General features: G+C 71.4%; 17 protein-coding genes and 2 pseudogenes. 8 read left to right on the top strand and 11 right to left on the bottom strand.

The features are described 5' to 3' along the window. Positions 1-46: 46 nt before the first annotated feature. Both ACFYO9_RS29355 and ACFYO9_RS29350 read left to right on the top strand, forming a co-directional pair. Entirely contained in the window at positions 47-1,135 is a 1,089-nt protein-coding gene (locus ACFYO9_RS29355) for an RNA ligase (protein WP_358778086.1), read from the top strand. After that, entirely contained in the window at positions 1,135-2,043 is a 909-nt protein-coding gene (locus ACFYO9_RS29350; protein WP_358778087.1) for an AAA family ATPase, read from the top strand. The genes ACFYO9_RS29355 and ACFYO9_RS29350 overlap by 1 nt, the downstream gene beginning before the upstream one ends. 52 nt (positions 2,044-2,095) lie before the next feature. On the opposite strand, the gene ACFYO9_RS29345 is transcribed toward ACFYO9_RS29350, so the two are convergent. The 3 genes from ACFYO9_RS29345 to ACFYO9_RS29335 all read right to left on the bottom strand — a co-directional run bounded on the left by ACFYO9_RS29345 (position 2,096) and on the right by ACFYO9_RS29335 (position 4,469). Beyond that, the gene (locus tag ACFYO9_RS29345) at positions 2,096-2,518 is read right to left on the bottom strand and encodes a Dabb family protein (protein WP_358778088.1); all 423 of its coding nucleotides are present in this window, start codon (positions 2,516-2,518) and stop codon (positions 2,096-2,098) included. Beyond that, positions 2,515-3,147: a TetR/AcrR family transcriptional regulator gene (locus ACFYO9_RS29340; RefSeq protein WP_358778089.1), complete on the bottom strand. Its 633-nt coding sequence runs from the start codon at positions 3,145-3,147 to the stop codon at positions 2,515-2,517. Before ACFYO9_RS29340 ends, ACFYO9_RS29345 begins: the two co-directional genes overlap by 4 nt. Positions 3,148-3,290: 143 nt before the next feature. After that, positions 3,291-4,469, bottom strand: a complete 1,179-nt coding sequence (locus ACFYO9_RS29335) for an acyl-CoA dehydrogenase family protein (protein ID WP_358778090.1) — start codon at positions 4,467-4,469, stop codon at positions 3,291-3,293. A gap of 125 nt (positions 4,470-4,594) precedes the next feature. Here ACFYO9_RS29335 and ACFYO9_RS29330 point away from each other — a divergent pair, with 125 nt between their 5' ends. Continuing rightward, entirely contained in the window at positions 4,595-6,448 is a 1,854-nt protein-coding gene (locus tag ACFYO9_RS29330) for a CoA transferase (protein WP_358778091.1), read from the top strand. Continuing rightward, on the top strand, positions 6,445-8,118 hold the full coding sequence (locus ACFYO9_RS29325; protein ID WP_358708305.1) for a class I adenylate-forming enzyme family protein: 1,674 nt from the start codon (positions 6,445-6,447) through the stop codon (positions 8,116-8,118). The genes ACFYO9_RS29330 and ACFYO9_RS29325 overlap by 4 nt, the downstream gene beginning before the upstream one ends. A 125-nt stretch (positions 8,119-8,243) precedes the next feature. Here ACFYO9_RS29325 and ACFYO9_RS29320 read toward each other — a convergent pair whose 3' ends face one another. The 5 genes from ACFYO9_RS29320 to ACFYO9_RS29300 form a co-directional block, all read right to left on the bottom strand. Next, positions 8,244-9,059: a metal ABC transporter solute-binding protein, Zn/Mn family gene (locus ACFYO9_RS29320; RefSeq protein ID WP_358778092.1), complete on the bottom strand. Its 816-nt coding sequence runs from the start codon at positions 9,057-9,059 to the stop codon at positions 8,244-8,246. Then, positions 9,017-9,886, bottom strand: coding sequence for a metal ABC transporter permease (locus tag ACFYO9_RS29315; RefSeq protein ID WP_358778093.1), 870 nt, complete (start codon positions 9,884-9,886; stop codon positions 9,017-9,019). The genes ACFYO9_RS29320 and ACFYO9_RS29315 overlap by 43 nt, the downstream gene beginning before the upstream one ends. After that, positions 9,883-10,518 (bottom strand): ABC transporter ATP-binding protein, encoded by a 636-nt coding sequence (locus tag ACFYO9_RS29310; RefSeq protein ID WP_355809251.1) that lies wholly within the window; start codon positions 10,516-10,518, stop codon positions 9,883-9,885. Before ACFYO9_RS29310 ends, ACFYO9_RS29315 begins: the two co-directional genes overlap by 4 nt. A 115-nt stretch (positions 10,519-10,633) precedes the next feature. Then, a complete protein-coding gene (locus tag ACFYO9_RS29305; protein WP_358778094.1) occupies positions 10,634-13,387 on the bottom strand; it encodes a discoidin domain-containing protein in 2,754 nt (917 codons plus the stop codon). A 275-nt stretch (positions 13,388-13,662) separates the two neighbouring features. Next, on the bottom strand, positions 13,663-14,550 hold the full coding sequence (locus ACFYO9_RS29300; protein ID WP_358778095.1) for a PRC and DUF2382 domain-containing protein: 888 nt from the start codon (positions 14,548-14,550) through the stop codon (positions 13,663-13,665). A 334-nt stretch (positions 14,551-14,884) separates the two neighbouring features. Between ACFYO9_RS29300 and ACFYO9_RS29295 the strand changes: the two genes are divergently transcribed. The 4 genes and pseudogenes from ACFYO9_RS29295 (at position 14,885) to ACFYO9_RS29280 (ending at position 19,382) form a co-directional block, all read left to right on the top strand. Next, positions 14,885-15,850 carry a pirin family protein gene (locus tag ACFYO9_RS29295; RefSeq protein WP_358778096.1) on the top strand — a complete coding sequence of 322 codons (966 nt, stop codon included), beginning with the start codon at positions 14,885-14,887 and terminating at the stop codon, positions 15,848-15,850. 490 nt (positions 15,851-16,340) lie between these two features. Beyond that, a pseudogene (locus ACFYO9_RS29290) lies at positions 16,341-16,718 on the top strand (PucR family transcriptional regulator); the annotation flags it as partial. Between the two features lie 372 nt (positions 16,719-17,090). Next, entirely contained in the window at positions 17,091-18,443 is a 1,353-nt protein-coding gene (locus tag ACFYO9_RS29285) for an MFS transporter (RefSeq protein WP_358778097.1), read from the top strand. A gap of 96 nt (positions 18,444-18,539) precedes the next feature. Further along, complete coding sequence (locus ACFYO9_RS29280; protein ID WP_358778098.1) at positions 18,540-19,382, top strand: IS5 family transposase; 843 nt, start codon at positions 18,540-18,542, stop codon at positions 19,380-19,382. Between the two features lie 124 nt (positions 19,383-19,506). On the opposite strand, the gene ACFYO9_RS29275 is transcribed toward ACFYO9_RS29280, so the two are convergent. The 3 genes and pseudogenes from ACFYO9_RS29275 to ACFYO9_RS29265 form a co-directional block, all read right to left on the bottom strand. Next, positions 19,507-19,638, bottom strand: coding sequence for a hypothetical protein (locus tag ACFYO9_RS29275; protein WP_358778099.1), 132 nt, complete (start codon positions 19,636-19,638; stop codon positions 19,507-19,509). Positions 19,639-19,923: 285 nt separating this feature from the next. Then, positions 19,924-20,181 (bottom strand): annotated as a pseudogene (locus ACFYO9_RS29270) (hypothetical protein); the annotation flags it as partial. A 229-nt stretch (positions 20,182-20,410) separates the two neighbouring features. Next, entirely contained in the window at positions 20,411-20,737 is a 327-nt protein-coding gene (locus ACFYO9_RS29265; RefSeq protein ID WP_358778100.1) for a MazG-like family protein, read from the bottom strand. Positions 20,738-20,746: the final 9 nt, after the last annotated feature.

The raw sequence follows: 20,746 nt of genomic DNA, 5'->3' as shown, positions 1-20,746 counted from the left end.
GCATGATCGGGGCTTCCGACCACTCGGCTCGTCAGGAGAGACGACGATGCTTGCCCCCATAGGCGACCTGCTCGACCCCGCCCTGCTCGCACGCTGCCTCGACGAAGGCTTCGTCCGCGAGCAGAGCCACCCCACGCTGCCGCTGCGCATTCTCAACTACACGGAGAAGGCGCAGTTCGAGCGGGAGTGGAACCAGGTCACCCGGCAGTGTCGCGGGCTCGTCGTCGACGGACAAGGGCACGTCGTCGCCCGGCCGTACGCCAAGTTCTTCAACTACTCGGAACACCCCGAGGGCACCTTCGGTCTCGACGACCCCGTGGTCGTCACCGACAAGCTGGACGGTTCGCTCGGCATCCTCTACCCGGTCCCCGGCGGCGGCCACGCGATAGCGACCCGGGGCTCGTTCGCCTCCGACCAGGCCCTGCACGCGACGGAGATATGGCAGGAGCGCTACGCCGCCACCGCCACGATCGCGCCCGGCGTCACCTACCTCTTCGAGATCATCTTCCCGAAGAACCGGATCGTGTGCGACTACGGCGCCCTCGACGACCTCGTGCTGCTCGGCGGCGTCGACCTCGCGACCGGCGCGCCCATACCCGCGGCCGACCTGCCGTGGGAGGGGCCCCGCGTGGACACCTTCGGCTTCGCGACGCTCGCCGATGCCCTGGCCGCCGCACCGCGTCCGGGCGCCGAAGGCTTCGTACTGCGGTTCCCCGGCCGTGCCGACACCATGATCAAGATCAAGCAGGACGACTACGTGGCGCTGCACCGAATCATCACCGGTCTCAACGCCCGGGTGGTCTGGGAGCGCCTCGGCGCGGGCGACACCGTCGCGCGGATCTGTGACGGGCTGCCCGACGAGTTCCACGGCTGGGTCAGGGAGGTCGCGGCCGACCTGACCGCACGGCGCGACGCGATCCTCGCCGAGGCGCATGCCGAGCACCGGCGCGTCCTCGCGGCCCTGCCCGAGGGCTGGACACGCAAGGAGTACGCCGCGCTCGCGGGCCGTTCACCGCTGCGCGGCTGGCTGTTCCAGCTCCTGGACGGCCGCGACCCGTCGGACCGGATCTGGCACACCCTGCGGCCCGAGGGCGACACGCGCCCCTTCCACTCCACCACCGAGGACGACTCCTGATGCCTTCCCTGCACTTCACCCGTGGCCTGCCCGCCAGCGGCAAGACCACTTGGGCGCGCGCCTGGACCGCCGAGGACCGCGCCAACCGGGCCCGCGTCAACCGTGACGACCTGCGCGCCATGCTCGACTCCGGCGAGCACGTCAAGGGTGTGACGGAGAAGCGCGTCATGGCGGTCCGCGACGTGGCCATCCTCGATCTGCTGCGCCGCGGGTACGACGTGGTCTGCGACGACACCAACCTGCCGCAGCGCGTCGCCCGCGACCTGGCCAGGCTCGCGGACCGGGCCGGCGCCGAGCTGCACGTGCACGACTTCACCCACGTCCCGCTCGCCACCTGCCTGGAGCGGGACGCGGCCCGCGAGTCCTCCGTGGGCGAGGACGCCATCCGCGACCTCCACCTGCGCTACCTGGCGGGAAAGGCCTCCCCACTGCCGCTGCCCGAGGAGAGCCGGACCGCCACGCCGACGGGCCGGCTGTACGAGCCGAAGCCCGGCAGTCCCAAGGCGGTTCTGGTGGACATCGACGGCACGGTCGCCCAGATGACGGGCCGCAGCCCGTTCGACGAGACCCGGGTGCACGAGGACCTGCCGAACCCGCCGGTCGTCCAGGTCGTAAGGGCGCTGCACGCGGCGGGCCACCACATCGTGTTCCTCTCCGGCCGCACCGAGGGGTGCCGCGAGGCGACCGAGGCCTGGCTGACGGAGCACGTCGGCGTCCCGTACTCCGGGCCGTTCATGCGGCCGGCCGGGGACTCCCGCAAGGACTCGATCGTCAAGGTGGAGCTCTTCGACGCCCATGTGCGGGACGCGTACGACGTCGTCTGCGCGCTCGACGACCGCAGCCAGGTCGTCCAGGCGTGGCGGGCCATCGGTCTGACCGTGCTTCAGGTCGCCGAAGGCAACTTCTGACGTGACCGGCCCGGCGGCGCGGCGCTACCGGGCCGGTGTCGACTCCGTCGTGTCATTCGGGGGCGACGACGGGCGTCGGCGCGCTGCTGCCGGTGTACGAGGGGAGGTCGGCGACCAGCTTGGTGAGGGCCGGGTCGCCCGCGTAGCGTCGCGCGTGCAGGTCGGCGATCTTGTCGGCTATCTCGGGGTCGTCGCTGTCGGTGGTGTCGTAGGAGACGAAGGACTCCAGCAGCGGCAGGCCGATCCGGTCGGTGTGGGCGTGCGAGGGTGCCATCAGGTACTCCCAGTACCCGTCGAGGTCCTCGATGAGGAAGACGGCGCCGTACTCGAACTCGCCGCCGATGTCCCTGCCGACGACGTACCGTTCGACCGCGTCGATCGACTCGCCCTGGTTGCGCAGGCTGGCGAGGGCCTCCTCGCGCTGTGCAACGGTGACGGTGGTCTTGAAGGTGAAGCGGTTGTGGTGGTAGATCATTTCTCTCCCTCGGTGGTCTGCGGACGGTCTTCGGGGTTCGTGGTCGGGGCCAGCCAGTAGCCGAGCAGCGCGGTCACCGCCTGGTCGGCCAGGCGCCGGGCGCGTTCGAAGCCGACGTCCTCGATCGAGCCGATGCTCGCGAGACCGTGCAGCGTGCCCCAGAGCAGGTCGGCGGCGTCCTCGACGTCGGGCAGGCCGGCCGCGGTCTCGTCCGCCCAGGCGCCGATCAGCTGCCGGGTGAAGGTGATCACGTGGTCGGCGGCGGTGCGGCGGGCGGAGGCATCGACGTCCGTGCCGGGTGCGCCCGACACGAGCTGGTACAGAGCGGGCCGTGACCGGGCGAACTCCAGGTAGGCGGCCGCCGCCAAGTGCGGGCCCCGTGACGCCGGTTCACCGGCCACCGCGGCCCGCATCCGCTCCGCCAACTCGCCGTTGCCCCGCTCAAGGAGCGTGTGCAGTACGGCTTCCTTGCTCGGAAAGTGCTGGTAGATCACCGGTGCGCTGTAGCCGATCTCGGCGGCGATCCGCCGGATGGTCACCGCCTGCCAGCCCTCGGCCTCGGCCATCCGGCCTGCGGTCTCCAGGATCTCGGCGAACGTCCGTTGACGCACCTCTTCCCGCTTCCCCACCACGAACTCCTAACGGCGTTAGAAAAGCTAACGTCGTTAGCATCTTGCGTGTTTCCCCGTCTGTCAAGCCGTCGTGGTCAGGCTGGGGAAGGAGCCTCCGGAGTGGAGCTCGGGCGCCGTCATCCGGCCACCGCCCCTCCCCCTCACGGCAGTTCGGCGCGCAGCACCCGGCGCGCGACCGAGGTGATGTGGAGTTCGTCCGGGCCGTCGAGGATCCGGGCGGCGCGGGCCGTGCGGTAGAGCGCGGGCAGGGCGGTGTCCGGGCCGAGGCCCGCCGCTCCGTACACCTGGATCGCCGCGTCGGTGATCTGTTGCAGGGTGCGGGCGGCGGCGACCTTCGCGAGGCCGACCTCCACGTGGGCATCGTTACCCGCGGCGACCTCGGCCACGGCCTCGTACACCAGCGGCCGGGTGGTGCGCAGGGCGAGCAGCGCCTCGAAGACGTGGCGCTGGACGAGTTGGAGGTCGCCCAGCGGGCCGCCGGAACGGCTGCGGGTGACGGCGCGTGCGCGCATCAACTCGAAGGCGCGGTGGGCCTGTCCGAGCCAGCGCAGGCAGCGCAGGGTACGGCCGAGCTGCAGGCGTTCACCCGCCACGTTCAGGGCCGCGCCGGGTTCGCCGACCACGTGGTCCGCGTCGACGCGTACGCCGTCCAGTGCGATCTCCCACTGCCCGGCCGCGCCCAGGACGGGCAGCGGGCGCACCACCCGGAAGCCGGGCGCCGCGGTGGAGACCAGCAGCAGAGAGAGGCCGGTACGGTCCGGAGCTCGCCCGTCGGTGCGGGCCAGCACCGTGACCAGGTCGGCGTCGCCCGCGCCGCTGGTGAACCACTTGCGCCCGCTCACCCGCCATCCGCCGTCCCGCTGCGGCTCGGCGCGGGTCTCGGTGAGGAACGGGTCCGTGCCGGGGGTGTCGGGCTCGGTCATCGCGTAACAGGTGCGGAGTTCACCGGCGGTCAGCCGGGCCGGGTAGCGTTCGCGCACCCGCGGGCTGCCGTGCCGGGCCAGCATCAGGACGTCGAGGAGCGGCGCCGAGCCGAGGGCCGCGGGACCGTGCTCACTGGCCCCTTCCACCTCGGCGACCTGCGCGTACGAGGTGAGGGGCAGCCCTTGTCCGCCGAACTCCACGGGGAGCGGCAGCGCCCAGAGCCCCGCCTCCCGCGCCTCCTTCTGGAGGCGGGACATGAGCGTCGCGGCTTCCGGTCCGCCGGCGTCCAGGACCGGTTCGCAGGGCATGACGCGCTCGCGCACGAAGGCGGCAACCCGGTCCCGTATCCCGGCGGTGTCCTGCGGACACGGAGGCCCTCCGCGTACGTCCCACATCTGCCGCTCCCTCGCATTTCTGGCGCCGCCCGGGAACTCCCGCGAACGGCTGTCCGACTGACTCTTCTGTGGAACAGGTCGGAGGCACGGACCTCCGAGTTCCCGCGCGCAACGAATGGAGAGACATGGCGACACCGATCACGCAGGCCATACCGGCGCCCGCGCGGACCGCGGCACCGCTGGACGGTCTGCGCACGGAGAACTCGGGGCCGCCGGGCCCCGCCGACGGCCTGGTCGCGGAGCATCTGCGGCTGCTCGGCGCCGACGTCGGCGGACAGCCCGGCGGTCTGGTCACGCTGGGCGGCGGGGAGTTGGGCGAGGTCCGCGCGCGCTCGGCGTGGAGCACACGAGCCGATGTCGTCGACGAGGCCACCGTCCAAGCGGTCACCGGCATCATGGCGGTGCACGGGCGCCGCGACGGCGGGCCGCGCGGCCTCGCCGTCGACTACGCGGCGACCGCCACCGGGATCCTCACCGTGCAGGGCCTGTTGGCCGCGCTCCTCGCCCGGGCCCGCGGCGGGCGGGCCGTCGAGGTCGAGGTGACGGCGGAGCGCGCCGGGCTGCTCGCCGTCTCGCAGTATCTGGCGGCCGCGGGGGCCGAGGAGGGCGAGGCGGCGGAACTCGCCGCCGGGGGGCCGCCGTTCACCTCGTCCGACGGGGTCGTCTTCGAGTTGGAGACGCTCGACCCCGGGGTGTGGGCGGTCTTCTGGCGCTCGCTGGGGGCGCCGGAGGATGCGGTACGACGCGGATGGCGACCCTTTCAATTCCGGTACGCGACCGCGTGCGCGCCCTTCCCGGACGCACTGCACGAGGCGGCACGGGGGCATGCGTGGGAACGGGTGCGGCAGGCGGCGGGCGCGGCCGGCGCCGACGTGTGCCGGCTGTGGTCGCTCCAGGAGCGGGCGGACGAGTACGACGGCCGGGCGCCGTGGGAACTGAGCGCGCGTGCGGGGTCGTCGTACCGCGCCGCCTCCCCCGGGGCTCCCGAGTCATCCGGCGTACCTCGCTCCGCCGGTGTTTCCGTGAGTGCGCCGCTCGCCGGAATCACCGTCCTGGAGGCGGGCCGCCGCATTCAAGCGCCGCTCGCCGCCCACCTGTTGGGGCTGCTCGGCGCCGACGTGATCCGGGTGGAGCCGCCGGGCGGCGACCCGCTGCGCGGCATGCCGCCCGCCTGCTCGGGCGTCTCGGCACGCTGGCTGGCCCTGAACCGGGGCAAGCGTGCCGTCGAGGTGGACATCAAGTCGGCGGCGGACCGCGACCGGCTGCGCGCCCTGGCGGCCGGAGCCGATGTGTTCCTGCACAACTGGGCACCGGGAAAGGCCGCCCAACTCGGCTTGGACGCCGCGGATTTGGCTGTCGACAACCCCGGCCTGGTGTACGCCTACACGAGCGGCTGGGCCGACCGGCTGCCCGGCGCCCCGTTGGGCACCGACTTCATGGTGCAGGCCCGCACCGGAGTGGGCGCCGCCGCGCGTCCGGCCGACGAGCCGCCCGCGCCGTCCCTGATGACCCTGCTCGACGTGCTCGGCGGTCTGCTCGGCGCCGAGGCCGTCCTCGCGGGCCTGTTGCTGCGCGAGCGCACCGGAGCGGGCGTCCGCGTGGACTCCTCCCTGCTCGGCGCCGCCGACGTGCTCACCGCGCCCGCGCGGGCGAGGGCGGCACAGGGTCTCGACCCGCGCCGACCGGCCGGTTTCCGGCGTCCGCTGCCCACCGCCGACGGCCTCATCGCCCTAGCCGATCCCTGCGCGCTCCCGTACGACATGCGGGCACCGTCCCCCGGACCGGCCCCGGAGCCGCCGGCCACCGACCCGGCCGCCCTGGAGCGGCTCTCCTCCGAACGGGCCCTGCACCTGCTGCGCGACCGCGGCCTGTCCGCCGTACCCGTCGTCACGGACATCGCCGATCTGCTCTCCTCCGACGCCATCAGCCGCGACCCCCACGGCGCCCCCGCCGTGCCCGCCCCCTGGAGCTTCCTGTGACCGTGCACCTGCACGACCTCCTGCCCACCGAGCTGCGCCGCTCCTGGGCCGTCGACGGCACCTGCCCCGACCTCGACGTCTACAGCCTCTACCGGGCACGCCAGATCGCCGACCCGCACGCCACCGCCGTCATCGACCGTAAAGGGAAGCTCTGTTACACCGCCCTGGACCGCAAGGTCCGATGTCTGGCCGCCGGGCTCACGGAGCTCGGCGTGCGCGCGGGGGACGTGGTGGGCGTCCAACTCCCCAACGGGCGTACCGCCGTCATCGCGGATCTGGCGCTGGCCGCCGTCGGCGCCGTGGCCCTGCCCTTCCCGGTCGGCCGGGGCGGCCGGGAGGCTGCCTCGCTGCTGCGCAGGTCGGAGGCGGTCGCGGTGATCGCGGTGGCCGAGCACCGGGGCAGCCGGCACGCCGCCGACCTGCTGGCGCTCGCGGGTGAACTGCCCGCGTTGCACACGGTGATCGCGGCGGGCGACGCCCCCGAGGGGAGCGTGCCGCTCGCCCGGCTGCTGCGCACCGACCCGACGACTTTCGTGCCGGCCCGGCCCGACCCCGACTCGGCGGCCCGCATCCTCGTCTCCTCCGGCTCGGAGTCCGAGCCGAAGATGGTGGCGTACTCGCACAACGCGCTCGCCGGAGGCCGCGGCAACTTCCTCGGCTCCCTGATGCCGGACGGACAGCCGCCGCGCTGTCTGTTCCTGGTGCCGCTGGCCTCCGCGTTCGGCAGCAACGGCACCGCCGTCACGCTCGCCCGGCACGGCGGGACCCTGGTCCTGCTCGACCACTTCACCCCCGAGGCCGCCCTGGAGGCGCTCGCCGAGCACCGGCCGACCCACCTCCTGGGCGTACCCACCATGATCCGCATGCTCCTCGACCGGATCGCGCGGGGCGACCACCCCGACCTGTCCCCGCCCACGGCCCTGGTCGTCGGCGGCTCCCCGCTGGACGCGTCGACGGCGGCGGAGGCACGCGAGGCCTTCGGCTGCCCGGTCGTGAACCTCTACGGCTCCGCGGACGGCGTCAACTGCCATACGGGGCTGGAGAACCACGAGGCCACCGACGGCGCGGGCCCCGGCATCCTCGCGGGGCACCCCGACCGGCGGGTGGCCGACATACGTATAGCGGTGCCCGGCACGCCCCACCTCGTCGAGGCGGCACCGGGCGCGGTCGGCGAGATCGTCGCCCGCGGCCCCATGACGCCGCTGTGCTACGTCGCCGCGCCCGAACTGGACGCCCGGTACCGCACGTCGGACGGCTGGGTGCGCACCGGAGACCTCGGGATGATCGCGCGGGACGGCGCGCTGCGGATCGTCGGACGGCTCAAGGACGTCGTGATCCGGGGCGGCGCCAACATCAGCCCCGCCGAGGTGGAGGTCGAACTCGCCGCGCACCCGGCGGTCCGTGACGTGGTGTGTGTCGGAGTTTCCGACCCGCTCATGGGCGAACGCCTCGCCGCCTGCGTGGTGGTCCGGGACGGCGCCACGCCCACGCTGGAAGAGCTGGGAGCGCACCTCGACGCGCGCGGCCTGGAGCGCCGCAAACATCCCGAACGGCTGCTCCTCCTCGCGGAGTTGCCGCTCACCCCGGCAGGCAAACCGGACCGCGCCGCGCTGCGGGAGCGGGTCGCGGGGCCGGTGGAACAGCGGCAGCCTGTCGCGACGGCGGGTTGACCCGCTGGGTGACAGGGGATGTGCGAGAGGGCCCGCCTGGACTATTCGGGCGGACCCTCTCTTCTCTTGACGGGGCGTCAGCCGAGCGGCACCCCCAGCACCCGTTCAGCTCAACTCAACTGGGCTCAGGCGGATGCCTTCATGGCCTTCTCCACCGCCGTCGCCGCGTTGCGGTACACCGCCAGCAAGTCCAGGTCCCGAGCCGGGTAGTTGACGATGCCCACCTGGCGCGCCCCCGAGTCGGGCAGCACCTTGCCCGTCGACATGTGCACGTTGTCCAGGACGAGGGCGGGCTTCTTCTTGGAGAGGTCGGCCAGCTGCTTCGCCGTCACCGCTTCGGGGCCGTACGTGCCGACGATCCGCGCTCCCGCCATCTTCGCCGCCCACGCGGAGTAGACCTGGGCGACCGCGGTCGGCGCCTTGCCGTCGGGCCACGCCTTTTCGAGGTCCTTGCGGAGGGTGGCGTACTCGGCGTCGAAGGACTTGTTCCATTTCGCGGCGTCCTTCTCGGTGCCGAACAGCTCGCCCAGCCGGGTCACTTCGGCCTTCACCTTGGCCGGATCGTTGTCGAGCTTCTCCTCGACCAGTTCCGCGTCGGAGCCCGCCGCCTCCTTGATCTGCTCCGCGTACGGCTCGAAGGGGGCGTAGAGCACGAAGTCGGCCTTGGCGACCGCGGCCAGGTCGGAGGGTTTCGGGTCGTAGTCCGGGGCGTGCTGGGCCGAGGACGGGACGATGACCTCGACGTCCTTCGCGCCCGCCGCCTTGGCGAACGCGGCCTCCCAGGTGGTGGTGGCGACGACTACCGGTCCCCCGGCTCCGCCCGAGGACTTCGCGCCGTCCGAGGCGTCGCTGTCGCCACCGCAGGCGGTGGCCGTCACGGTCAGGCCCGCCGCGAGGGTCAGTGCGAGGAGGGGAGTGATGCGGCCGCGGGTGCGCGCCATGAGGTGATGCTCCGTTCGGGTATGAGGTGGACGGCGAGGACCAGCACGCCGGCCGTGAGGACGAGGACGGGGCCGGGCGGCAGGTCGAAGCGGAGTGCGACGAGGAACCCGGTGAGGTTCACGACGACGCCGATGCCGACCGCCCAGGCGGTGATGGAGGTCAGGGAGGTGCCGAGGCGGCGGGCCGCCAGTGCGGGCAGCAGCGTCAGGGCGTCGACGAGCAGCGCGCCGGTGAGCTTGATGGCTCCGGCGACCGCCACCGCGACCAGGACGAGCAGGACGAAGGTGAGCCCGTCGACCCGTACGCCGCTGGAGACGGCCAGTTCCCGGTCGTGGAGCAGCAGCGCGATGTCGCGCCGCCGCCACCAGAACAGGCCGGGTACGGCCACGGCGAGCGCGGCAAGCACCCACAGGTCGGCCGCGGCCACCGAGAGGATGGATCCCCACAGCAGCGCGAACGCGCCGGCCGCGTTCACCCCCGAGACGGAGAGGACGAGCAGCGCGGCGGCGATGGCCAGGCTCATCACCAGGCCCATCGCGCCGGAGAGGCCGTCCGGGGAGCGGGCCAGGGGCGCGACGCCCGCGCCGGCGAGCGCGCAGGCCACCAGGGCGCACAGCATCGGATCCAGACCGGTCAGCAGGCCGATCGCGATCCCGAGGAGCGCGACGTGCATCATCGCGAACCGCACCGGCATGATGTCGAGCCCGACGATGACGACGCCGACCACCGGCAGGCCCACGGCGGCCAACAGCAGGGCGAATCCGGCCCGTTGGACGGGTACGAGTTGCAGCAGCTCGCCGACGTCGGCGGCGGCCAGGGTGGTCACCGGACCTCCCGCAGCCGCCCCGCGGCCATCTCCAGGACGCGGTCGCAGCGGTCCGCCAGCGCCCGGTCGTGGGTGACGACCATGACGGTCACCGGCAGCCCGAGGAGCACGTCGGCGGCCTCCTCCTGGCCGGCGAAGTCGAGCGCGGCGGTGGGCTCGTCGGCGAGCAGCACCCCGGCGCCCGCCGCCACACACCCGACGGCCCGCGCCAGATACATGCGCTGGAGCTGCCCTCCGGAGAGGGTGTGCAGCGGCCGGTCGACAAGGGGGCCCACGCCCAGTTTCCGCGCCGCCTCACCCGCCTCCGCGGGTGCACCGCTGCTGCGCAGCAACTCGCCCGCGAGCAGCGGGAACCGGCCCACGGCGGGCTTCTGCGGGATCCACGCACAGGCCCGTCGGCGCCAGGCCCACTCCGCCGCGTTCCCGGTGCTGCGCCCGCCGACGAGGATGCGCCCGGCAAACTGCCGGTGCAGGCCGATGACCGCGCGCAGCAGCGTGGTCTTGCCCGACCCGTTGGTGCCGGTCATCGCCACGCGCTGGCCCGGCGCGACGTCGAGGTCGACGTCGTGCACCGCCTCGACCCGGCCGTGCCGACAGACGACGTCGCGCATCCGGACGTCCAGTCCCTCCATGCCACCTCCCTGTTCCCCTCAGCAGTCGGGGCGGGGAGGGCGTTGGTTCCCGGAGATTTCCGGATCGGCGGGCGGCGCGGTGCGCCCCGGAGGCCGTACGAGCCTCTCGGGCGCGTCAGTTCACCTTCAGCTCCGCGATTCCCGGGTGCTTCTTCGCGTTCGCGTCACCGCGCACCGTCACCCGTACGAAGCGGGCCGACCGGTCGTCGTCGGTCTTCGCGCGGTGCCAGTGCCGCCCGTCCGTGGAGAGTTCGACGGTGTGCGCGGCCGGCTTGGTGTCGGTCCAGGTCGGGGTGACCTTCTTGATGTGGACGCGCTTGCCGAGGTCCGTCGTCAGACGGCCGGTGGGGCCGTCGGGGACCCATGCCGTGGCCGTGTTGCCGTCCACGGCCGCGCCCGCGTACATGCCGGGCTGCTGGGAGGTGGCCGTGGCACCGGTGCAGCGGGCCTTGTTCGTGGTGGGGGTGAGGTCGGGGCGGCGGGTCTTGAGGACGGCGGGCGCCGCCTTGCTGACGATCTGCTCGCCCTGCGGCGTGTCGATCGTCATCGGCTTCCCGTCGGTGAGCCGCACGGTCGTATGGTGCGCGCCGAGCTCGATGTCGTACGTACGGCCCTGCCAGGTCAGCCCGCGCAGAGTGACGCCGCGGGCGAGCTGCGGCGGCAGCATCGGGTCGAGGCGAACGCGGTCCTCGCGCATCCGCAGGCCGGTCAGGCCGTTGGTGAAGACCTGCAGGAAGCCGCCCTTGCCGGTGAGGAAGTCGTGCGCGGGCGAGCCCGCCAGCGGGTCGTCGGCGCCGGCCTTGTCACCGCGCGCCTCCGAGAACTGCGCGAAGGGCCCGCGTACGAACGGCTTGATGGACCGTTCCAGATAGGTGTACGTGGAGCAGCCCGCCTCACCGATCCCGGCGGCGTCGATCGCGTGCACCGAGTCCGTCATGGCCGGGCCGTCCGGGTCGGTGCGCTGCGCGTAGTAGTCGAGGGTGCCGGCCGCGGCGCCCTCGGGCATCCGCCACTCCAGCGGGTACATGAGCAGGACCGTGTCGGCCTGCTTGATGGTGCTGCCGTTGTAGCCGTCGTACTGCTGGAAGACCTTGCGCTTCGCGTCGTACGGGATGCGGATGCGGTCGGCGATCGACTTCCACCGCGCGGGTGCGTGCTCGCCCAGCAGCTCGGCGGCGCGGGTGGCGTGGCGCAGCGCGGTGACGGCGCCGGCGTTGGTGAACACCGCGTCGTCGACACCGTTGCTGTACTCGTCGGGGCCTGCCGTGTCCTTGATGGAGTAGCTGCCGTCCTTGTTGCGGCTGACGCGGTCGGCCCAGAACTCGGCGATGCCCTTCATGACCGGCCAGCCGCGCTCGCGCAGCCACTGGTCGTCCTTGGTGGCGAGGTAGTACTGCCAGGTGGCCAGGGAGATGTCGGACTGGAGGTGGATCTGGGTGCGGCAGTGCGGCGGGTCGACGCTATGGCACTCCTTGGCCAGGTTGCCCGAACTCCCGCTGTTCCAGGGGTAGAAGAGCCCGCTGTAGCCCAGCTCTCGGGCGTTCGCGCGGGCCCCGGCACGCGTCCGGTAGCGGTAGTCGACGACGGACTTGGCGAGTTCGGGGCGGGTGGCGAGCAGCCCCGGGTACATCCAGGTCTCGGCGTCCCAGAAGACGAGGCCGGCGTAGTTGTCGCTGGTCAGCCCGGCCGGGGCGATGCTGTTGGCGGCGCCGGCGCGGGTGCTGGAGTACAGCCCGTACTGTGCGGACCGTACCCATGACCGCATGTCGCGCCGGCCGTGCACCTCGATGTCGCTGCGCCACAGCCGCGCCCAGGCGGCGGTGTGGGTGCGCAGCAGCCCCGTCCAGCCACGGTCGGCGGCACGCCGCGAGGTGGCGGTGGCGTCCCGGCGCGGCGAGCGGGAAGTAAGGGCGGTGTCGACGCCCACGTACTTCGTGAAGTCGTACGACCGCCCGCGCTGGACCGGCAGGTCGAGGGACTGGCGAGCCGTCAACTTCGTTGCGGCGCTCGCCTGTTGAGGCTTGACGCCGTGCGTTCCGGCTTCGGCGCGGAGCGTGGAGGCCACGGCGCCGTCGACCTTCGTGCCGTCCGTGCGGAAGGCGACGTCCATGCTCGTCGCGGCCTGCCGGTGACCGCGCTGCTCGGCGGTGCGGTCACCACCGCCGGTCTGCCGGATGCGCCGCGCGCCGCGGCCGTCCAACAGGTCCGTGACGGTCGCCTTACCGCTCCAGTGCGGCGTCATGCTCATGCGTACGGCGCCCGCGTGCGGGTGGGCGCGGTCGGCGAGCACCTCGTACACGAGGTCGGTGCGGCGGCCGTCCGCGGCGGTCCACGTCAAGGAGGTCCGCACGACGCCGCAGTGGAGGAAAAGTGTCTGCCGGTAGTGGGAGATGCGGCCGGACGGTGTCGAAGAGTTGAAGGTATCGCCGTGCGCGCCGCCGGTGCTGACATTGAGGGCGGACCAGGTGGGCAGCGCGGCGACGGCCTGACGGTCCTTCGCGGTCTGCTTGTTGTGCGCGTACAGGCCCGACACGAAGGAGCCGTCGTAGCGCGGGGTGAACAGCGGCCAGCCCGTCTTGATCTTGCTGTCGGCGTAGCCGGCGCCGTTGGGCGCTACGCGCTGACCCAGGTAGCCGTTGCCGACGAAGGCGTCGTGGGTCTCTGTCGCGTCCGGGCTGGTGGTGCCGAGCGTCCAGCCGTCGCTCTTGCGGCAGTTCGCGTCCGTGGGGGTGGCGGCGGCCGGGCTCGCGGTGGCGATGTCCTGTGCCGCCTGCGAGGCCGCGGGCGGCACAGAGGCGACGAGCGCTCCGGCCAGGAGGACCGCGGTCAGCCGGGCGGCACGCGGCCGTGCGCCGAGGGAGTACGTCATTGTTCTCCGTCACTCTGGTTCGCCTGTGAGGGTCCAGGGACCATAAATTTCCTGAACGATCCACGTCAATAGATGCGCACCATCGATCAAGTCCCGAACACAAAAGCAGCCCTGCGGGCGGGCGAGCGGCCGACATTCCGGCTCGCAGCACCCCGGCGAGAACCACCCGTACACGGCAAAAAGGGAGGGAACACCCGTGCACGGGTGTTCCCTCCTTGCGCCGTCAGCTGCCCCGTCAGAGGGCGCTCAGCGCGACGAAGGCCGGAGCGCCTGCGTCAGTGGCTCGGACCCTGCTTCCGGTCGCGCCAGTTCTCGCCCTTCGCGTCGCCACGGCCACGCTCGCCCTTGGCGCGGTCGTACTCGATCTGCTCCTTGCGCACCTGGTCGGAGACCTCACGGGTCTCGGTGACCTTCTCGGTCTCCAGACGGACCCGCTCGACCGGCACCGCTTCCTTGCGGACCACCGGCTTCTCGGCGTGCAGGGTGACCTCGGCCTCTTCCTCGCCGATCCTGGCGCGCGTGCCGTCACCCTCGCGGATGGGCTCGCGGACGACGCGCACCTCCTCGTGCGAGACGGGCACGGAGGTCGTCACGTCCTCGGTCACGACCACCTTGCGGAGCCGGGCCTGGCCGACGGTCTCCTCTTCGGTGCCGACGCGCAGCCGCTCCTCGGAGCGCACCATCTCGTCGCGCTTGCGGTCGCGGTCCTCGGCTCCGGCGCGCGTCGCGAACTCGCGTCCGGCACCCGCACCGGCACCCGCGCCCGCTCCGGCCATGTCGCCCCGGCCGCGACCCGTATCGGGCCGCATGCCGCCGCCCATGCCACCGACGGCGTCAGCGGGGCGCTCGAGACCGTAGTGACGGTAGAGCTCGTGCTCCTGCTCCGGCTCGAGGTGCTGGTCGGCGTCCACGCGCGGGGCGTCCTTGACGGCTTCCTTGGTGGTCGCGACGTGCAGCTGGTCCTCCTGGCGACGGGCGCCGGCCAGCGGGACGAAGCTCTGCTTCATCCCGAAGAGACCGGTCTTGACGGTCACCCACTCGGGACGGCCGCTGCGGTCGTCGAGGTAGACCTGCTCGACACTGCCGATCTTCTCGCCGGTCTGGTCATAGGCCGTCAGGCCCGCAAGCCCGTCGGGATTGGTGAAGGCCTCGCCCTGCGTCATGGGTGATCACTCCCTTGGAGCGCGCGACGGGCAGAATCGACTCTCGCCACGGACGACGCACGCCTCCCCTCCATCGCGCGCCGACCCGCTGCACTCCGCAACCAGGAGAGTCACGGAACGTGTGCGGATCGCCCGGCGAGGGGCGTTCGGCGGCACGGTTACGGCGATCGAGGCGATCTGGGCCGCTCCCCCGCCCGCTAGCCCATTCGGGTCACCCGCAGAGGGCGCCTCGACCGTGATCGGAGCGGGGCGGGACCGGACGGGACCGCAGCCGGAAGGGTGAAGGCCAAAGACGCCTGCCGCTGGGGCACGCCCGCAGGCTAGGTTGAGCGGCATGAGCAACCTTGACCGTCAGGCGGTTCCCTCGCTGTGCGGCGGACGTGGATTCGTCGTCGCCGAACCCGTACGCGAGCTGCTGAGCCCCCGCCGCGTCCAGCTCGGCGCGTCGACCGAGGTCCGCCGGCTCCTCCCGAACCTCGGGCGCCGCATGATCGGGGCGTGGGCCTTCGTCGACCACTACGGTCCCGACGACATCGCCGACGAGCCGGGGATGCAGGTGCCGCCGCATCCGCACATGGGGCTGCAGACGGTCAGCTGGCTGCACGACGGCGAGGTGCTGCACCGCGACTCGACGGGCAGCCTGCAGACGATCCGGCCCCGCGAGCTCGGCCTCATGACGTCGGGCCGGGCGATCTCGCACTCCGAGGAGTCGCCGAAGTCGCACGCCCGCTTCCTGCACGGCGCCCAGCTGTGGGTGGCGCTGCCGGACGAACACCGTTACACGGAGCCGAAGTTCGAGCACCACGCCGACCTGCCGACGGTCACCGCCCCCGGTCTTGAGGCGACCGTGCTCCTCGGTGCCCTCGACGGCGCGGCGTCGCCCGGCTCCACGTACTCACCGATCGTCGGCGCCGACCTCGCCCTCACGGCGGGCACGGAGACCCGCCTGCCGCTCGTCCCCGACTTCGAGTACGGGGTCCTGTCGATGTCGGGCGAGGCGCACGTCGACGGTGTGCCCCTGCTGCCGGGATCGATGCTCTACCTCGGCTGCGGACGCGACGAGTTGGCCTTGCGGGCGGCGTCCGACGCGGGCCTCATGCTCCTCGGCGGCGAGCCCTTCGAGGAGGAACTGATCATGTGGTGGAACTTCGTTGCCCGCTCCCAGGACGAGATCGTACAGGCTCGCGAAGCCTGGATGAAGGGGTCTCGATTCGGCGAGGTGAAGGGCTACGACGGGGCGCCTCTACCCGCACCGAAGCTGCCCGACCTCCCTCTCAAACCACGTGGAAGGACGCGCTGACCTGGGAAGAGACGGTCCGTCGGACCAAGAACCAACGAGGCTCCGACTGTTCACGCCATGCCGAAGGTATCGGTCGCCATGGACGCCAGAGCGCGTGCCTGATCCCCTCCCGGGTGGGCTTGCAGGTTCCCAGGCTGTGAGCATCTGTAGGCAGCTTTGACTGGACGAATGCTGACCTGATGCTGACTTTCCTGACTGGCCGTCAAGTGCTGTCGGAGGTCGGGCCTCAACCTGGATGACGTGAAGCAGAAGAGAAAACGCACGCCCCCCTCGCGACTCTGGCTGCGCCGGAAGCCGATCACCCCAGGGACACAGCCTTGGGGGCGGGAGCACATCGGCCATTGTGGGAATCCGACATCGCTTGACGCAGTGACCGCCACTTCCGGCCCCGGGAGGCCACTTTCAGGCACGGCGCCGGTATCGAGCGCGACCACGAAGTCGATCCCGATCCTCGCGGCCGCGCCTGCGACGCGGGCAGCGACTAGCCTGGAGCGTCCCGGCCGCCGCCGAGCAGGCCGTGGACGCCTTCGCCGAGGGCTATAAGCGCGCTCAGCGCGTGGCGATCCGGCAAGAGATCTCCGCGCGCCGGGAGTTCATCGACGATCTGCTCTACGGCCGCAGCGATCTCGGCCTGCTCGCCGGGCGGGCCGAACGCTTCGGACTACGGTTGTCCCATACACACGCGGTAGCCGTCGCCTAGGGCGGGACGGCGTACGACGAGACCCGTGCCGTGCTATGTGAGGTCGAGAGCGCCCTGCTCGGTTGGTTCGGTGACCGCAGCATTCTGCTGGCCGCCAAGGACGGCCGGCTCATCTGCATCGCCCCGGGTGACCAGAGCGAAATCTTGGCCTTCTTCGCTAAGAGATCGCGCGGATAGGTGCTCCGCGGCGACGAGCTTCCCGGTGTCCAGGAAGTTCTGGCGAACGGGCCTACGAGTGAAGAGACGAGACATCGGGCAGGGCCCTGAGCCGGGTGTCTCTGCCCTGGTAGCGTTCACGGCATGTCTGCTGCTTCGTGTGCGGCCGCTTGTGCCGCAGTGACCAGGTCCTTCCGCTAGCGGCGGGACGTTCGACTCACACACTCTTCCTGGACGTCCAGCCGCTTCGTGATCAGACCGGAGCGGCACGTTTGTGCTGCTCAGAACTTCTTCTGAGCGACGGAGCACCTGATGCTTCCAGGCAGCCTTTCTTCCCGCGGGCACAGCCCGTCCCCGGCACGCGCATGGCTGGTGCTGTGCGCGATGTCCATGCTGCAGTTCTTCATCGCGGTCGACGTGACCGTGGTCAACATCGCCCTGCCCTCGATCGGCGCCGACTTCGACGTCGACGGGCACACTCTGACCTGGGTCGTGGTTGGGTACACGGTCACCGGTGGCGGGCTGCTGATGCTCGGTGGCCGGCTGGGCGACCTGCTCGGGCGGCGGCGCGTGCTGCTGCTCGGCACCACCCTGTTCGGTGCCGCGTCCCTGCTGGCGGGCCTAGCCCCCACGTTTGCGCTGCTGGTGGTCGCGCGCCTGCTACAGGGCGCCGGTGAGGCCATCGCGCTGCCTGCCGCGATGGCCACCATCGTCCTGATGTTCCCCGAAGGCCCGCACCGGTCGCGGGCGTTGAGCGTGTGGGCGGCGGTGGCCAGCTGCGGTCTCGTGGTCGGGTTCGTCCTGTCCGGAGTCATCACCGCCCACCTGGGGTGGCGGTGGATCTTCCTGGTCTCGGTCCCGTTCATCCTGATCGTGCTGCTGGCGGCCGTCTTCCTGGTCGAGGGGGAACGGTCTGTGGCCAAGGACGTCCCGCGGCTGGACCTTTCCGGCGCGCTGCTGCTGACCGCCTGCCCGCTGCTGTTCATCTTCGGCGTGGTCGAGGCCGGTGAACCCGGGACGCCCGCATGGGTGATCGTGGGGGCGTTGGCCGGGGCGGTGGCCGCTGGGGCCGGGTTCGTGCGGGTCGAGGCGCCCTCGCGCAACCCGCTGCTGCCGCTGCGCTTCTTTGCCAACCGCACGCGTGTGGCGGCCAACCTGGCCACGATGCTGCTGAGCGGGGCGTTGTCGACCTCGTTCCTGCTGTTCACCTTCTATCTGCAGGACCGGTTGGGCATCGGTCCGCTCGGCGCGGGCCTGACGATGCTGCCTCTGGCGCTCTCGCTGATCTTGTTCTCCATGCTCGTGCCCCGGCTGCTGGGCCGCTGGGGAGCACGCGCGTGCGTGCTCGCCGGCATCGGGTTCACCGCGGCCGCGATGGCAGCGATCGCGGCCATCGCGGCCCTGCGGGCAGATGCCGTGGCGATGCTCCCGGCCATGCTCCTGATCGCGGCCGGGATGGGGTTCGGCCTTGTGGGACTCCAGTACCTCGCGGTCAGCGGCGTCACCGAGGACGACGCCGGGGCCGCCTCGGGCGTCCAGCGCGCGGCTGACCAGTTGGGCGGTGCGACCGGGGTGGCCGTCTGCGTGGGGATCGGGTTCGCCCCGTCCCTGCACTCCCTCGATCCGTTCCTGGTCGCCACCCTGCTGGCCGCCATGGGGCTCGTGACCGGCGCGGTCGTGGCCTGGCGCATGCCAGCGCCCGCTCCCGCAACGGACCTGCAGGCACAGGCCGGGTGACTTTCGCCCCGCAGGGGTGTGCCGCCATGACAGTCGGGACGGCACACCCCTGCGGGACTTACTGGTCAACGCCCCCTACGGCCGAACGAAGGTCACGTGCCCGTCCTGCCCGCATCCATAACCGACCCCTTGTGGGAGCAGTTCAAAGCCCTCCTGCCCAAGCGGGCAGTAGCCGTTCATCCATTGGGCTGCCACTGTCCCCGCATCCCCGACCGGGTCGTGTTCGACAAGCTCCTGGCACGCCTCGTGCTCGGAGGCACCTACCAGCAGCACGCCGACCACACCTGCTCGGCAACCACGATGAGGGCCCGGCGGGATGAGTGGATCGCCCACAGCCTTTTCGACCGGCTGCACCAGCTGGCGCTGAAGGCATACGACAACGCCATCGGCCTCGACCTTGAGAACCTCGTCGTGGACGGTTGCGTCGTGAAAGCCCCTGGCGGTGGCCAGAACACCGGACGCAGCCCGGTGGGCCGAGGCAAGAGCGGTCTGAAGCGTTCGATACTGGTCGACAGTGAGGGCTTGCCGTTGGGGTGGGTCCTGGCTGGCGCGAACCGCAACGACTCGCTGCTGTTGCGACCCACCCTGGAGACCCTGCACCTGTTCGGGTTCCGTCTGCCCCCGTCGATCACGGTGCACCTGGACGCGGGCTACGACTCACAGCCCACCAGGGCGTTGCTGGAAGAGCTGGGCTGCGCTGGACAGATCACCCCGAAGGGGCGGTTCGTCCCGATCAACCACACCCACCGGTGGGTGATCGAGCGGACCAACTCCTGGCATAACCGGGGGTTCAAGGCGTTAGCGATCGTGACCGACCGGCGTGCGGTGGTGCAGAACGCATGGGTGGCGTTGGCCAGCGCGATCATCGTGATCCGCAGGCTCCTACGCCGGGCCTGGACGACCTACCGGTGGGATGCCCGCCCGGCCCGACGGCCCTGACCTATCCGCGCGATCTCTAAGCAGTCATACGCCGCCACGGAGGGCGGCCTCGCCCGCCCGAAGGGTAGTCGCCGACGTAGGCCACGACGGACACGAACCCCGGCTTGCATCCGTGCCGGTCCAATCACTCGCCGAACCCGGTAACTCGGCAGGTGCAGCGCCGTGGCACGCACCGGCCGTACACGTCGAGCAGCTCGCCGCGGATGGCGTCCAGCTCGTTATGCGTGCGGAGATCCGTGGCGAATGCCGACGCCATACTGAAGCCCTCCAAGCAGCAGTGTGTGCAGACCGCATATCTGCGCCGGTACTTGCTCAGCGGCAGCCCCGCAGCGGGCAGCGACCCGAGCGACCGGGCTCCAGAGAGAGCCTTTCCTCCATGAACTGGTGCGACTTCCCGCGAGCACGGATCGCTGTCAAGTGGGCCTTCCTCAGAGAATGTGCCAACGCATGCTCAGGTCTTCGTCTTCAAGGCCGTGTACGCGGCGCAGCACTTCGTGGACGCTTTCCGGAGCATGGTGCACTTTGCGCGCGTTCGTTGTGATCATGCGCAATTCGCGGAGGTCCCGCATGCAACGTCCACGCCGCGATCAACTATGGCCCGGAGCATGTCGCGTGCCCGACGGTCCAGCTCGGTGACGTGGCGACCTCCGCGTTGTCGGACCGGTGAGAGATCGCTCTGGATGCGGACTACGACGTCATGCGTCCGGCCGAACTGGACACCCGCCATGGCGTCGAGCGCTTCGCTCCAGGTTGCGCATGCCTCATCGAGGTTCCCTCGCTGCACCTGGACGGCGCCGAGGGGTGTGGTGAGGCACCATGGCGTGGCGCGCGACGGACTGAGGTCAGCACAGTCTCAGTCCTCCCGGCGGCGCTACATCAGATCGTGGCCGACCGTCCACGGCTGGCCACGCTGTATGGACGCTGTTACGTCGTCAGGCGTTACACCGCAAGCCGATGGTGCTCGCGCCCCAGAGACGAGCAGCGGCTCCTACTTAAGGGCGAGGAGCCGCGAGGTCTGTCTCGTGGCGTTAGGGTTGCGGTGCCGGGGATAGGTCCCTGGCTGCGATCCGCGCCAGGTGATGAGCCAGTACGGACGGCGCCTCGGGGTTGAGCCGCAGCAGGGTGACCATGCCGGTCACGATGACGTCGCAGACTTCCGCCTCTACGTCCTCCCATGTGTGGCTGGCTCCCTTGCGGGGGTTCTGCCCCATGGCGCCGATCACCGCCTCGGCCACTTCGCCTGTCTCCTCCTGGATCTTGAGCAGCTGGAGGAGGAGCCGCTGCTCGCGCGGAAGTGTGGAGTGCTCTTCGAGCCTGTTTGCCAGGCCCTCGATCGTCGGCCACGGATCAAGCATGTGAGTCCT

Source organism: Streptomyces sp. NPDC005863 (assembly GCF_042871345.1).
GTDB lineage: Bacteria > Actinomycetota > Actinomycetes > Streptomycetales > Streptomycetaceae > Streptomyces.
This window is presented reverse-complemented; position numbering and strand designations above follow the sequence as displayed.

Coding starts and splice junctions, on each gene's coding strand:
- ACFYO9_RS29355 (WP_358778086.1), top strand. CDS start 47: ATGCTTGCCCCCATAGGCGACCTGCTCGACCCCGCCCTGCTCGCACGC.
- ACFYO9_RS29350 (WP_358778087.1), top strand. CDS start 1,135: ATGCCTTCCCTGCACTTCACCCGTGGCCTGCCCGCCAGCGGCAAGACC.
- ACFYO9_RS29345 (WP_358778088.1), bottom strand. CDS start 2,518: ATGATCTACCACCACAACCGCTTCACCTTCAAGACCACCGTCACCGTT.
- ACFYO9_RS29335 (WP_358778090.1), bottom strand. CDS start 4,469: ATGTGGGACGTACGCGGAGGGCCTCCGTGTCCGCAGGACACCGCCGGG.
- ACFYO9_RS29330 (WP_358778091.1), top strand. CDS start 4,595: ATGGCGACACCGATCACGCAGGCCATACCGGCGCCCGCGCGGACCGCG.
- ACFYO9_RS29320 (WP_358778092.1), bottom strand. CDS start 9,059: ATGGCGCGCACCCGCGGCCGCATCACTCCCCTCCTCGCACTGACCCTC.
- ACFYO9_RS29310 (WP_355809251.1), bottom strand. CDS start 10,518: ATGGAGGGACTGGACGTCCGGATGCGCGACGTCGTCTGTCGGCACGGC.
- ACFYO9_RS29305 (WP_358778094.1), bottom strand. CDS start 13,387: ATGACGTACTCCCTCGGCGCACGGCCGCGTGCCGCCCGGCTGACCGCG.
- ACFYO9_RS29300 (WP_358778095.1), bottom strand. CDS start 14,550: ATGACGCAGGGCGAGGCCTTCACCAATCCCGACGGGCTTGCGGGCCTG.
- ACFYO9_RS29295 (WP_358778096.1), top strand. CDS start 14,885: ATGAGCAACCTTGACCGTCAGGCGGTTCCCTCGCTGTGCGGCGGACGT.
- ACFYO9_RS29285 (WP_358778097.1), top strand. CDS start 17,091: ATGTCCATGCTGCAGTTCTTCATCGCGGTCGACGTGACCGTGGTCAAC.
- ACFYO9_RS29275 (WP_358778099.1), bottom strand. CDS start 19,638: ATGGCGTCGGCATTCGCCACGGATCTCCGCACGCATAACGAGCTGGAC.
- ACFYO9_RS29265 (WP_358778100.1), bottom strand. CDS start 20,737: ATGCTTGATCCGTGGCCGACGATCGAGGGCCTGGCAAACAGGCTCGAA.